This is a genomic window from Aminipila luticellarii (assembly GCF_004103735.1).
Lineage (GTDB): Bacteria > Bacillota > Clostridia > Peptostreptococcales > Anaerovoracaceae > Aminipila > Aminipila luticellarii.
The window spans coordinates 1,430,736-1,444,585 of record NZ_CP035281.1 but is presented as its reverse complement, the minus strand read 5'-3'; the positions used below and the strand labels follow the sequence as shown (position 1 = coordinate 1,444,585).

Here is a 13,850-nt window from a genome sequence, read left to right as displayed (position 1 = left end):
TTATACGAATAAAATAGAGAACAGATAAGAAAACAAGCACCTGATTAGGTGCTTTTAAAAAGGTTGATGGTTAGCTATAGCTAACCGATGGAGGTAATATAGTGAAAGAAAAAAAAAAAGGAATACTGGACTTTGCGGGAATGCATAAATATCTGACTTATCTTGGCTGTATATTGTCAGGTATCAGTTCCATACTGGTGTTGGTGCCGTTTCTGTGCATATGGAAGGTTGCATATGAAATTCTTAAGGTGCTGCCGAATGCTGCAGCAGCAAGAAACTTGGAGCAGTATGGATGGATTGCTGTGGGGTTCTCTGTTGTGGGAATCGTGGTATACTTCGCTGCTTTGATGTGTACGCATATTGCCGCATTTCGTACGGCAAGAAATATGAGAAGTGAGGCCCTGCATCACATTCTCAGACTTCCTCTCGGATATTTTGATGCCAATGGAACGGGTAAGCTGAGAAGGATTATTGATGAAAGCTCCGGGCAGACGGAAACGTTTCTGGCTCATATGCTTCCGGATCTTACCGGTGCTTTGGTGACCCCTGTCGCCATGCTGGTTCTGCTGATGGTATTTGACTTTAGAATGGGGCTGATCAGTCTGATTCCTATTGTAATCGGCGCATTCTTTTTGAACGCCATGATGGGAGCTAACATGGTGGAATCCATGAGAGAGTATCAAAATGCTTTAGAAGATATGAATAATGAAGCGGTAGAATACATAAGGGGAATACCGGTGGTCAAAACCTTTGGACAGACTGTTTTTTCATTTAAAAATTTTCATGAGGCCATCCTTCGGTATAAAAAATGGGCGGTCAATTATACGATCAGCTTGCGCATCCCCATGTGCAACTTTACAGTGGCCATTAATAGTGTTTTTGCACTGCTGATTCCTGCGGGCATACTGCTGATAGCCTCAGCGGCAAATCCGCAGAAATTTCTTTCAGATTTTATTTTTTATTGTATCTTTACGCCGATTATTACCGTGGTCATGAATAAAATCATGTTTACAAGTGAAAATCTTATGCTCGCCAGAGATGCGGCGGCTAGGATCAACAGCATTTTAGAAGAACAGATTTTAGAACAGCCTGTAGGGAATGCCGGAAGGTTTTGTACAGGTTCGGATATAGAATTTCACGATGTGACCTTTTCGTATCCGGGGACAGAGCGGATCGCAGTGGAACACGTATCTCTCCGTATAAAAGAAGGGAGCACGGCAGCATTGGTAGGTCCGTCGGGTGGAGGAAAAACTACGGCGGCTTCTCTCATCCCGCGTTTTTTTGATATAGATCAAGGAAGCATTACCATAGGAGGAATCGATGTGAGAACCATTCCAACGGAAGAGCTGATGAATAAAATATCCTTTGTATTTCAAAATACAAAGCTTTTTAAAATGAGTCTGTTTGAAAATATTCGTTTTTCCAGACCGGAGGCCACGAGAGAGCAGGTCATGAAAGCTGCAAAAGCGGCTCAGTGTGAGGAGATTTTTGAAAAAATGCCCGATGGCATCGATACGGTGGTGGGGAGTAAGGGAACTTATTTGTCCGGAGGCGAGGCGCAGCGAATCGCTTTGGCCAGGGCTATCTTAAAGGACGCGCCGATTGTTTTACTGGACGAAGCTACAGCTTTTGCAGACCCTGAAAACGAATACAAGATTCAGCAGGCTTTTGAAGTCCTTACCAAGGATAAAACCGTACTGATGATTGCGCACAGACTTTCCACGATTCAGCATGCAGATCAGATTCTGGTGATGGAAAATGGTAAAATTCAGGAAAAAGGCACCCATGCAGAGCTGCTGGAAAAGGCCGGGCTGTATCACAGAATGTGGAACGAGTATCAGATGTCTGTTGCTTGGAAGGTAAAAGAAGGGAAAGGGAAGGTAAAATGATTCAATTTTTTAGAAATAAATTTGCATTGAGTGAAAAGGGGGCAAAGGATTTGATGAAGGCCGCTGTGGCATGCACCTTGACCGACCTCAGTTTCATGCTTCCGGTAGGCCTTTTATATCTGGTCTTGAAAGCATTGACCGTAAAATATACGGGCGGCTCTGATGAGGTTCTGCCGGTTTATGTTTATGTTGCTGTTTCCGTTCTGCTCCTTGCTATTATTTGGATATTTCAACGAATACAGTATAATGCCACATTTCTTGCTTCTTACGAAGAAAGTGCAGACCAGCGAATTTCTATAGCGGAAAAATTGCGAAAAATTCCGCTTTCCTTTTTTGGAAAAAAGGATTTATCCGATCTGACTACAACGATTATGGCAGATTGTGCCGGGATGGAGACAGCCTTTTCCCATTTTATACCGGAACTGCTTGGGGCGGTATTCTCATTGATTTTTATAAGCATCGGGCTCTTTTTGTGCGGATGGGAGCTGGCGTTATCCTTGCTGTGGGTCATTCCGGTAGCTTTTGCCGTTACGATGGCAGGGAAAAAACAACAGGATAAGATGAATAAACTATATGAGGAATCTAAATTGGAGCGTGCGGACAGTATTCAGGAGTGTCTGGAAATGGTGCGGGAAATCAAGGCAAATAATCAATCAGAATCTTATCTGGTCAAGATGGATGTCCTGTTACAGGAATCGGAAAAGATCAACATTAAAACGGAACTGGTCACTGCGATTTTTGTAGTGTCTTCTCAGATGCTGCTCCGGGTAGGCGTGGCGACGCTGGTTCTGGTGGGAGCAAAGCAAATCGCTTCCGGTAAAGTGGATTTTCTGACCTTTCTTCTTTTCCTGATCGGGGCATCGCGGGTCTTTGATCCGCTGGCCATCGCATTACAAAATCTGGCAGCTATTTTTTCTACGGAAGTAAAGATTGACCGAATGAAAGAAATTAATAACCAAAAAATACAGAAAGGCGAAGATCCGGCTGATTTTAAATCGTATGATATTCAGTTTGAACAGGTGTGCTTTTCTTATGATGCTCAGGAGAAAGACAGAAAAAATAAGGTTTTGGAGGGCATTAGCTTTATTGCCAGGCAAGGGGAAGTGACGGCACTGGTGGGACCGTCCGGAGGAGGAAAAAGCACGGTATCCAAACTGGCGGCTCGCTTCTGGGATATACAATCCGGACGGATTACTGTTGGCGGAAACGATATAGCCCAGATAGAGCCGGAGGAACTGCTGAAAAATTATGCCATTGTATTTCAGGATGTAGTTTTATTCAATAATACGGTTCTGGAAAATATCCGTCTGGGAAGGAGAGGAGCAACGGATCAGGAAGTCATGCAAGCCGCTAAGCTGGCCATGTGTGACGAGTTTGTCGGAAAAATGCCGCAGGGATATCATACAATTATCGGAGAGAACGGATCCACGCTTTCCGGAGGGGAAAGACAGCGAATTTCCATCGCCAGAGCACTCCTCAAGAATGCACCTATTATTCTTTTGGATGAAGCGACGGCCTCTCTTGACGTGGAAAATGAATCAAAAGTCCAACAGGCCATATCCAGACTGGTCCAGAATAAGACCGTACTGGTCATTGCACATAGGATGAGAACCATAGCGGGAGCAGATCATATTGTGGTGCTTTCCGAAGGAAAAATAGCGGAAGAAGGAACCCATGAGGAACTGCTGAACCAAGGCGGATTATATCAGAGGCTGTGGAGCTTACAGACCAAGTCGGCGGAGTGGACTGTATAGCTGCATAGTTGAATAAAAAAGGAATACCGCTCTGTTTATTCTTGAGCAGTATTCCTTTTATAATTGAATTCCTGTTTACTTAATAAGGCTTTATCCGATCCATGAGAAATACGCAAGGACCGCAATTCCCAGTAGGATTCGATACCAGCCGAACACTTTAAAATCATGCTTTTTAATATAGCCCATCAGGAATTTGATGGCCAGTATAGACACGAAGAAGGCCACGATCGTACCGGTTGCAAGAACCGTTATCTCCATACTGGTAAAAGTAAAACCAAACTTCAGCATTTTCAGCAGACTGGCTCCGAACATAACGGGAATGGCCAGATAAAACGTAAATTCAGCAGCAACTGTTCTGGAGGTTCCAATTAGGATCGCACCAAGAATGGTGGCTCCGGAACGGGAGGTGCCGGGTATCAGTGAAAGCAGCTGAAATATTCCGATAATCAATGCTGTTTTGTATGTAATTTGTGAAATCTCATTGACTTGCGGAAATCTGTTGTGATTTCTTGATTCGATAACAATAAATAAAATACCATAGACAATCAATGTAACAGCAACGGTTTTATAATTAAAGAACAGCTCTTCGATCAGATCGTCGTATAAAAATCCAATAATTGCCGCCGGAACACAGGCAACCAAAATTTTCATCCAAATCGATACCACATCCCATCGAACCGTTAGTCTGCTGTACTTTTTAGTGATAGGCCAGAGCTTTCTCCAGTACAAGACCACGACAGCCATGATGGCTCCAAGCTGTATCACGACCAAAAACATTTCCTTAAAGGCCGGTGACATATTCAGCTTTAAAAATTCGTCCACCAGAATCATGTGTCCGGTACTGCTGATCGGAAGCCATTCTGTGATGCCTTCTACAATCCCTAAAATAATCGCTTTTAATATTTCAATAAATTCCATGTTTTTTCTTTCCTCCTAATTCCAATTTATTGCTAAAATTATTTGATTGCTGTATAGAACCCCTTCTAAAACATGCTTTTTCATTTTACCATATAATCCTGTATAATCAAAGAATATATTGGAATAAAATTTTAAGCGGCATTGCTGTGGACGCTAAAAAATAGGACAGTTTGTTTTATTGAAATATGATGTCCAATATTATATACTTTAAACAATATAGGATGAAGAGGAGGAGAGAAATGAAATATAATTTTGATGAAATTATAGACAGAAGAAATACCAATTCACAGAATGTTGAAGGGTTTAGATCATACCTTTTCAATGAATATCCGGACATAGAGTTTCCCTTTGCTGATGACGAATTTATTCGTATGTGGGTAGCGGATATGGAGTTTGCCACCCCGCCGGAAATTTGTGATGCAATCAAAAAAAGAGTAGATCAAAGAATTTTTGGGTATACCAAGATTTATGATCCGGGCTACTACAATGCTTTAAACGACTGGTGCAAAAGACTTTATGACTGGAGCTTCCCCAAGGAAGAATTGGTTTTCTCTCCGGGAATCATTCCGGCTCTATATGGGTTGGTGAAGGAAACCGTGGCGGCGGATGAAAAAATGCTGATTACGACTCCCGCTTATGGCTTTTTTAAACATGCTGCCGACTTCAACAACAGAGAACTGGTATGCTCTGATTTAAAATATGAAAAGGGATACTTTACCGTTGACTTTGATGATTTTGAAAAAAAGGCGGCTGATCCAAAGGTAAAAATGGTTCTGTGGTGCAATCCGCACAATCCTACAGGAAGAATGTGGACAGAAGAAGAATTGGGCAAAGTGGCAGCTATTATCGAAACGTATGATCTCTGGGTCATTTCAGATGAAATACACTGTGATCTGATAAGGCAGGGGAAGAAGCATATACCGCTGGGCAAAGTCATGCCGGAATATAAGAAATTAGTGACCTGCATGGCTGCAAGTAAGACCTTTAATATGGCAGGGATGAATTTTTCCAATATCATTATAAGAGATTCGGCACTAAGAAGAGCCTTTCGCCGTAACAGCAGTGCCGGCGGAGATATTAATCCTCTTTCCCTGACAGCTAACCAGACGGCGTATGAGAAAGGGGCAGACTGGCTGGAACAGCTGAAAGATTATCTGGACGGAAATTTCAACTACTGTGCGGAATTTTTTAAACAGAATGTTCCGGAAGCCGTTTGCTGTGTTCCGGAAGCTACTTATCTGGCTTGGGTGGATCTGAATGCTTGTCTGCCGGATATTGAAAATCTGCCCTTGTTTTTTGCACAGAAAGCGGGTGTGCTGCTGGAAGGGGGAGATGCGCTGTTCGTGAATAACGCCAAGGGTTTTGTAAGGCTGAATCTGGCCATGCCCCGCGCTCTTCTTAAGGAAGGGCTTAAACGAATAGCCCATGCTATTCATGAACAAAATCAAAATAAGTAAACAGAATGGAGGCGGATAAAACATGAAAAAGAAATATGTATTTTTGCTGATGGGAAGCCATTACGATCCGGAGGAGCATAAAGCCTGCTTTGAAACAGAAAAACAGATCACCTATATTTTGACAGTTCGGAGCTTTGAGGAAGCGTGCGATAAAGTTTCTATATTAGAAAAAGAAGGCGTCGGTGCCATTGAATTGTGCGGAGCCTTTGGAAAAGAAAAGGCGCAGCAGCTGATAGAAAGAACGCACAATAAAATTGCGATTGGTTATGTAACGAATGAAGCTTCTCAGAATGACTTATTTGCCAAATTCTTTTCAAATTTTGGATGAGATCAACAGTGTCAAATTTAACCTCCGGATAATATGCTATAAGAAGTAGAAGGAGAGGAGTGCATTCAATGAAATCGCCCAAAAGACTTGAAGGTTCTTATATTCCGGAAAACCAGATGAACCTGATCTTTGAATCCAGAATGGTCTGGAGAGATTTGGCTACTTGGATCCATGCTTATTTAATAAGTGTTTATTCCAATTTTGACAATAAATCAGCGGTAGAAGAGAAAATAGATGCTATGGTATCAAAAAACGGGTATATTATCGGATTAATATTCGGACAACAAAATGAGGAGCAGTACGTTCAACTGTTGTCGGAGTACGTCAGCCTTTTTAAAGAATTGGTGGACGCACAGATCAACGGGGAGGATGTAGACGAATATATAGAACGTTTATATGAAAACGGAAATCAGGGAGCTGCTTTTTTCTCACGAGTCAATCCTTTTTGGCTGGAGAGTGAATGGAAGACCTTAATCCATCAGTTTATTCAAATGAATATAGATGAATCAACTGCTTTTTTAAACAAAGACTACGTAAAAAATATTGAGATCTATGATAGAAATTTGAAACAGGCTTTAAAAATGGGAGATTGTTATTCTAAAGGGTTAATAGAATATTTGACGTATGCAAGAAAATAAAAATTATAGCTATGAGTTGAGAAGATGTTAGGGAGGATTATTTTATGAAAAAACAAATTGAATTATTTGATTATGCGAATGAAATTATGAAGGCTGTTCAGACAGGCGTTCTACTGACTACGAAAGCAGGGGAAAAGGTAAATTCCATGACTATTTCATGGGGAACTTTAGGCATTGAGTGGGGAAAGCCGATTTTTACTGTTTTTGTACGAGAAAATCGTTTTACCAAAGCTCAGCTGGAAAAAAATCCTGAATTTACAATAAATATACCATATGGTGCTTACAATAAAAATATATTGGGACTTTGCGGTACAAAGTCTGGCAGAGACATCGATAAAATTAAAGAGCTTGGTTTGACTCTGGAAACACCGGAGCAAATTTCCGTTCCGGCGATTCGGGAGCTCCCCTTAACGCTGGAATGCAAAGTGGTATATAAACAAAAACAAGAGGAAGAGGCAATAACCGAAGAAAATAGGAGAGAATTTTATCCCCCGGATGTTGACAGCTCCTTCCATGGGTCTAATAAAGACTTCCATACAGCTTATTACGGAGAAATCGTGAGTGCGTATATTATTGAGTAAGATAAAATTATAAGACGTTTGTTTTTATGAGACAAATGTGGGTATAATAAATAAAGACTGTTCCGGATAAGGACAAGATCCTATTTATACGATAGGGGATAACGCAACTATTAAAATTATGGAGGTTATGATGATGACAATAACAAAAGATATGACAATTGGAGAAGTCGTAAGAAATCATGCAAAATCCGTTCAGATATTGGGCGAATTTGGTATGGGCTGTTTGGGCTGCCCTTCTGCGCAGGCAGAAACGCTGGAGGAAGCTGCAATGGTTCATGGAATTGATGTGGATAAGCTTTTGGAGAACTTGAATAAAGAAGCTTAGGTCTTCTTAAATTTTAAAAGGCACCGATCGGTGCCTTTTTGTTGATTCTATTCCTGTTTTCAATATATCCATTAAAGAAAAAACAATGTCGAATTATAAAGTTTTTTCTGGTTTGAGAAAAAACTTTGACTCCTATACGTTGAAATGATATACTTTGATAAAAGCGAGGTGTTATGAATGATTCAAAGAAAAGAATATTTGCAACAACTAATTATTAATCGAGAAAAACAAATTATCAAAGTGGTTACAGGAGTCAGACGATGTGGTAAGTCCACTCTTTTTTCATTATATATCAACTATTTAAAATCTGTAGGTGTATCTGATGAGCAAATTATATCAATCAACTTAGAGGACATCGATTATGAGGAACTTTTGAACTATAAGAGTCTTTATCAATATATAAAAGAAAAGCTTTGTAAAGATAAATACAGCTATGTGTTCATTGATGAGGTACAAAATTGTCAGCAGTTTGAAAAAGCTGTGGACAGCCTATTTATTAAGGAGAATGTTGATGTCTATATTACGGGCTCTAATGCGTATATGCTGTCGGGAGAACTTGCAACTCTTTTGTCTGGCAGGTATATTACCATTGATATGCTTCCGTTTTCTTTCTATGAATACTGTGAAGCAGACCCAAGGGCAACTCTGACGGTAAGAGAAAAATTCAATCAATATCTTAGATATGGTTCTTTTCCATATGTTGCAAGTATGCAACAAAGCGATGCGACCGTACGTGCCTACATTGACGGTATTTATAACACAATTTTGATAAAAGATGTGGCAAAGAGGGAGGGGATTACTGATATTGCATTGTTGGAAAATATAGTAAAGTCCATAGCAAGCAGTATAGGCAGTCCTATTTCAATTAAAAAAATAAGCGATACCATAAATTCAGCCGGAAGAAAGATATCAGTCAATACTGTTGATCATTATGTTCGCGCACTTACCGACAGCTATATTTTTTATAAAGCGGATCGATATGATATCAGGGGAAGACAATATTTAAAAACTTTGAGTAAATATTATTTGGTAGACACGGGGATTCGCAATATATTGCTGTCATCTGCTGCTTCGGATATAGGTCACTTGATTGAAAATATCGTATATTTGGAATTGATTCATCGTGGGTACAAGGTGAACATTGGAAAGCTTGCGGAAAAAGAAGTGGATTTTGTTGCAAGCAATATGGATGGTATCACATATTATCAAGTCTCTGCCACGGTATTAGATGAAAAAACATTGGCACGAGAATTAGAGCCATTACGCAGGATACCCGACCATTACCCTAAAATACTGCTGACTTTAGATGAAATAGGTGCAGGTGTAAATTATGAAGGAATTCGGCAAATCAACTTAATTGAATGGCTTTTAAATAAATAATCAAAGGAAATTTTAAAAGGCACCGATCGGTGCCTTTTTTTGCTGATTTTATTCCTATAGATCTTATAAAATAGAGGTTATCTTCTATTCTGACTGCGGTTTGACCTATTTGGTCTGCATTGATTGTTACTAAAATCATTACAGCCATCGTCATCATCATCATAATAGTTATTGCAGCTGTTGTTATAGTTCCTATTCGAGTTGCTATTCCTGGATCCATAAGGATTGCAAGGATCACAAGTTTCTTCTTCCCCGCTGACTTCTTCACAGTTCTCCTCTGTATCACTTTCCTTGATCTGATTCGGGAAAAGGGAAGGGAAGGTAGAGCATACTGCATTTACCTGAGGGCTGATCTGTGCAAAACCAGTTGAAAGAACACAGAGCTGAACTGGAACGATTATCTTCTTTTCACAGGTTATACAGATTGCTATGATAAGGTTCGCAGAGACCTCTCCATTTTGACCGATTGCTAAATCTCTTCCGCAGTTATTTGTGGCGAGTCTCGTTTCACATGCGGCATTGCAAAATTCGGTAAATCTTGGGAGAAATGCTGTATCGATCGTAGATGGCATACAGATTTCGAAGAAGTTTGTAAGTACTAATGGTTGGGCGCTGGTAGCTATGTTTACATCTGCGCAAACTGTAAAGACTACTTCGTTGTTATTTCTATCACATAACAGTAAGTCAATGAATACCTGGACATTTCCAGTTACATCAATCGTCTGTGTGCCGAAAACCGGTGTTCCCATACACTGTTCGTCACATTCGCTTGTATCTGCATATAATATTTTTTCTGAGAAAGTTCCGTCAGGTCCTACTACCTCAATAGGGTTGCCCTGACCATTGTGTAAAAAAGTAGCACCGGAAATAGTGGTATTTAGATTTAAGCTTAGATTTTTTGAATCGTCTATGTTACCTGGGTTAAAGAACCTCTTACAGCGTATGTCTAAAACTCTTTTAACTCTGTGGCCTCTTGGTAAGTTTGGTGAAAAATTCTGATTCTGAACAGTTTTCATTCCTTGAAGATTAAATAATACGGCATCGTATACTTTTTGAACATACAATGGTTCCGTTACTACATCTTCCATATTACCGCTAAACTCACAGAGAGTATTTGCGTTGCAGCAATTCTGATAGAGGTCCGGCGATACTTTGTTGCCGAAACAACTCATATATTTCCCTCCTTCATGTGGCATGATAGTCTTTATGAGTTAGTATATGAAAGTTAGAAATAGTGTGTTACTGCAATTTGCATTTTCAGCTTCTTTCATATATAATTATAGATTATGAATTAGGAGAGAAAATCATGGCAGTAGGTGTACGAAAGACTACTTTCGACGAATTCTTTGACAATAGAAAGGCGTTGATCTATAAATATCAGAAAGGGGATTTGACCAAAAAGGAGTTTATAGAAGAACATTATTACTTCATTACAAGGCTGAATTTAAAACCTTTCCAGCGAATAGACTCCTTTGAAAAGGGCATTTACAATTATCAATATTATAATGCGGTGGCCAAATATAATACCTTACGGGTTCGGGATAAAAAACTGATAGAAAAACATCCGGATCTGGTCCGGGAGATAGAAAATAAAATAAAATATCATTATCATAAAAAAGATGAATCGATTATAAAGCTTTTAAGATATTTGAATTATGAGGATATAGAGGCTTATTATATTAAGTCAAAATCAGAATATCTGAACAACAAATTAATTGAAATAGTACTTTTGGATTACGACGATGTGATTTTGCACACGATCAATACCGGGATTGTGGATGAACTGAAGCGTGAAGGTGTATTCAAAGACGTACGAAAACGATCTAAGATAGACAATTATGTCAACAAAAAATATTAGAAAATTACGGAGATATAACATATGCTGTTTTCATCAATCATTTTTATAAGCTGTTTCTTGCCCATAGTATTATTTCTATACTATACCATATTCCGATTCAGCCGGAGCGTGCAGAATATATTTTTATTGATTATAAGCTTGGGATTTTATGCCTGGGGAGCACCTAAATTTGTCTTTTTATTGATCCTTTCTGTTTTGGCAAATTGGATGTTCGGACTTATTTTATCCAAGGTCAGAGCGGACAAAATCAAATCAAGAATAATCATTATCCTCATGCTTATTTATAATTTAAGCATTATTTTCGTGTTCAAATATCTGATGTTTACGATGAAAAACATTCAGTATATTACCGGTCTGGATTTCACCATTCCTAAGATCGCATTGCCCATAGGCATTTCCTTTTTTACATTTAAAGCCATCTCTTATGTCATAGATGTATATAAAGAAAAGGGACCGGCTCAGAAAAATCCTCTTCATGTAGGGCTCTATATTACATTTTTCCCTCAGCTTCTGGCAGGGCCTATCGAAAGATACGAGAACTTTGCAGACCAAATTGAAAACAGAAAAGAAAGCTTTGACGATGTGTCGGCAGGGGTCTGCAGATTTTTAGTAGGACTGTCCAAAAAAGTTCTTCTGGCTAACAATTTGGCTCTGGTAGCGGACAAGGCCTTTAAACTCCTTGGGACAGATGATTTATCTCTGGCAATGGCATGGCTGGGGGCTATATGCTATACTTTACAGATTTACTATGATTTTTCAGGCTATTCGGATATGGCTATAGGACTTGGAAGAATGTTTGGTTTCCATACGAAGGAGAACTTTAACTATCCGTACATATCAAAATCTACCACAGAATTCTGGAGAAGGTGGCATATTTCTTTAGGCTCCTGGTTCAGAGACTATGTTTATATCCCATTAGGAGGTAACCGGGTAAAAACCAAGCAGCAGTTATTTTTCAATGTATTTGCGGTATGGGCGTTGACCGGCCTGTGGCATGGAGCGAACTGGACTTTTATTTGCTGGGGATTGCTGTATTTCGTATCTATTTCCGCAGAAAAGGCGGTGGGATTGGACAAAATGGAGTCTCATTCCGTACTTCGGCATATTTATACGATGCTTCTGGTCATGTTCGGCTGGGTCCTTTTCAGAGCAGACAATATCGTAGATGCCCTTGTTTATCTGAAGACCATGTTCGTGCCGGGGGGCGGCGGATTTATTGATGCGGACGCCATCGTATGCACCAAAGAATACATCGTATTCCTGTTCTTTGGTATATTATTTTCCAGACCCTTTGCAAAGAAACTGGCCAAGACGAAACCGGCTCAGTCAAAGCCGGCTCAGATCCTATATGTTATCGCTTTAATGGTATTATTTTTTGCATGTATTTCTTATATGTTAAAGAGTGCTTATAATCCATTCATCTACTTTAACTTTTAAGGAGGGAACGCTGTGAAGATTAAAAAAGAGTATGTTGCGGCCGTCCTTTTCTTTGGCATTATTACAGGGATGCTCATAGGACTGCTGACATATAAAGATAACGACCCTGTAAACGACTTTCTCACCGAGTATAGAACAGAGGTACGGCCGGGAACTCCCATACTGGATCGAGTAACAAAGGCAATTCATATTGCAGAAGACACCGTATATAACGAGACTTGCTTTGAAGAACAGTACAATTCTTATTATGGATTGATACAGAGAGTTCTGGGAAAGCACATTGTAAGTGATGCGGGATATGGAGAAATCTACAAAACAAAATATAATCAAATTATTTTCAAAGTGGATAAGAAAAATTTCAGAGTCATGCGTTCTTTGGATGCCGTAGAAGAATTAAAGTCTAAATTGGACGAAGCCGGCATACCATTTTTATATGTACAGGCACCTTTTAAGTTATCGGATGACGAACAACAGCTCCCGATCAACAAAAAGGATTATGCGGATTACAATGTGAACTTATTTTTAAAGGGGTTGGATGAAAGAGGCATTGCGTATCTGGATTTGAGACCACTTTTAAGAGATGGAGAAAAAACGCAGAACCAATTATTTTTTGACACCGACCACCACTGGCGGATCGAAACGGCATTTGAAGCCACAGGCCACATTATGGACGAACTGAATAAGGATTACGGGTTTACCATTGACAGCAAATACAAGGATTTAAAGAACTATAAAGTAACCACTCTAAAAAAATGCTATCTGGGTTCTATGGGCAGGCGTACGGGAAGATTTTATTCCGGTCTGGACGACTTTACGCTGATAACTCCTGCCTTCAAAACAAACTATACGTTGTATGAACACGATTACGGGGCGGAAAAAATTTATACAGGTTCCTTTTATAACGCCATATTGGATAAAAAATATTTAGTAAAGGAAGCGCCAGTTGACCTTAATAGATATGCTGTATACCATGGTGATAATGAGGAACTGATTTTTGAAAATAACTTAGTAAATACTGGAAAGGTTATGATGATAAAGGATTCTTTTGGCGTACCTGTTTATTCCTTCCTTTCTTTGGGCGTACATGAAGTAAGAGCCTTGGATTTGCGGCTCTTTAATGATTCGGTTGCAAAATATGCCAAGGAGAACAGACCGGATGTGGTGATTCTTTTATATAATGGGGACACCTTTAATGAGGAAATGTTTGACTTTTCGTAATGTAACCGTAACTTGAAGTTTCAAGACCGCATGTTACAATAAGAATGTCGGACTTAGTGGAAAAAAT

Annotated in this window: 13 protein-coding genes; 11 read left to right on the top strand and 2 right to left on the bottom strand. The window is 39.6% G+C overall.

Annotation, left to right across the window (positions count from 1 at the left end; genetic code table 11):
- Positions 1-101: 101 nt before the first annotated feature.
- Entirely contained in the window at positions 102-1,889 is a 1,788-nt protein-coding gene (locus tag EQM06_RS06605) for an ABC transporter ATP-binding protein (protein ID WP_330548313.1), read from the top strand.
- Entirely contained in the window at positions 1,886-3,643 is a 1,758-nt protein-coding gene (locus tag EQM06_RS06600; RefSeq protein ID WP_128745580.1) for an ABC transporter ATP-binding protein, read from the top strand. The genes EQM06_RS06605 and EQM06_RS06600 overlap by 4 nt, the downstream gene beginning before the upstream one ends.
- Positions 3,644-3,733: 90 nt before the next feature.
- On the opposite strand, the gene EQM06_RS06595 is transcribed toward EQM06_RS06600, so the two are convergent.
- Positions 3,734-4,561 carry an undecaprenyl-diphosphate phosphatase gene (locus tag EQM06_RS06595; protein WP_128745579.1) on the bottom strand — a complete coding sequence of 276 codons (828 nt, stop codon included), beginning with the start codon at positions 4,559-4,561 and terminating at the stop codon, positions 3,734-3,736.
- 239 nt (positions 4,562-4,800) lie between these two features.
- On the opposite strand from EQM06_RS06595, the gene EQM06_RS06590 reads away from it, so the two are divergent.
- The 6 genes from EQM06_RS06590 (at position 4,801) to EQM06_RS06565 (ending at position 9,270) form a co-directional block, all read left to right on the top strand.
- Positions 4,801-6,018, top strand: coding sequence for a MalY/PatB family protein (locus EQM06_RS06590; protein WP_128745578.1), 1,218 nt, complete (start codon positions 4,801-4,803; stop codon positions 6,016-6,018).
- Between the two features lie 22 nt (positions 6,019-6,040).
- Positions 6,041-6,346, top strand: coding sequence for a DUF6506 family protein (locus EQM06_RS06585; RefSeq protein WP_128745577.1), 306 nt, complete (start codon positions 6,041-6,043; stop codon positions 6,344-6,346).
- Between the two features lie 68 nt (positions 6,347-6,414).
- Entirely contained in the window at positions 6,415-6,984 is a 570-nt protein-coding gene (locus EQM06_RS06580; RefSeq protein WP_128745576.1) for a hypothetical protein, read from the top strand.
- Between the two features lie 44 nt (positions 6,985-7,028).
- The gene (locus EQM06_RS06575) at positions 7,029-7,565 is read left to right on the top strand and encodes a flavin reductase family protein (protein WP_128745575.1); all 537 of its coding nucleotides are present in this window, start codon (positions 7,029-7,031) and stop codon (positions 7,563-7,565) included.
- Between the two features lie 133 nt (positions 7,566-7,698).
- Positions 7,699-7,890: a DUF1858 domain-containing protein gene (locus EQM06_RS06570; RefSeq protein WP_128746813.1), complete on the top strand. Its 192-nt coding sequence runs from the start codon at positions 7,699-7,701 to the stop codon at positions 7,888-7,890.
- A 177-nt stretch (positions 7,891-8,067) separates the two neighbouring features.
- Positions 8,068-9,270 (top strand): ATP-binding protein, encoded by a 1,203-nt coding sequence (locus EQM06_RS06565; RefSeq protein WP_128745574.1) that lies wholly within the window; start codon positions 8,068-8,070, stop codon positions 9,268-9,270.
- Positions 9,271-9,347: 77 nt separating this feature from the next.
- Here the strand turns inward: EQM06_RS06565 and EQM06_RS06560 are convergent, their stop codons facing one another.
- Positions 9,348-10,358: a hypothetical protein gene (locus tag EQM06_RS06560; protein WP_128745573.1), complete on the bottom strand. Its 1,011-nt coding sequence runs from the start codon at positions 10,356-10,358 to the stop codon at positions 9,348-9,350.
- Positions 10,359-10,576: 218 nt separating this feature from the next.
- Here EQM06_RS06560 and EQM06_RS06555 point away from each other — a divergent pair, with 218 nt between their 5' ends.
- Genes EQM06_RS06555 through EQM06_RS06545 form a run of 3 tightly spaced genes read left to right on the top strand, consistent with a single transcriptional unit; the run spans position 10,577 to position 13,783 of the window.
- A complete protein-coding gene (locus EQM06_RS06555; protein ID WP_128745572.1) occupies positions 10,577-11,128 on the top strand; it encodes a DUF6648 family protein in 552 nt (183 codons plus the stop codon).
- A gap of 21 nt (positions 11,129-11,149) precedes the next feature.
- The gene (locus tag EQM06_RS06550) at positions 11,150-12,565 is read left to right on the top strand and encodes an MBOAT family O-acyltransferase (protein WP_128745571.1); all 1,416 of its coding nucleotides are present in this window, start codon (positions 11,150-11,152) and stop codon (positions 12,563-12,565) included.
- Positions 12,566-12,577: 12 nt separating this feature from the next.
- Positions 12,578-13,783, top strand: coding sequence for an alginate O-acetyltransferase AlgX-related protein (locus EQM06_RS06545; protein WP_128745570.1), 1,206 nt, complete (start codon positions 12,578-12,580; stop codon positions 13,781-13,783).
- Positions 13,784-13,850: the final 67 nt, after the last annotated feature.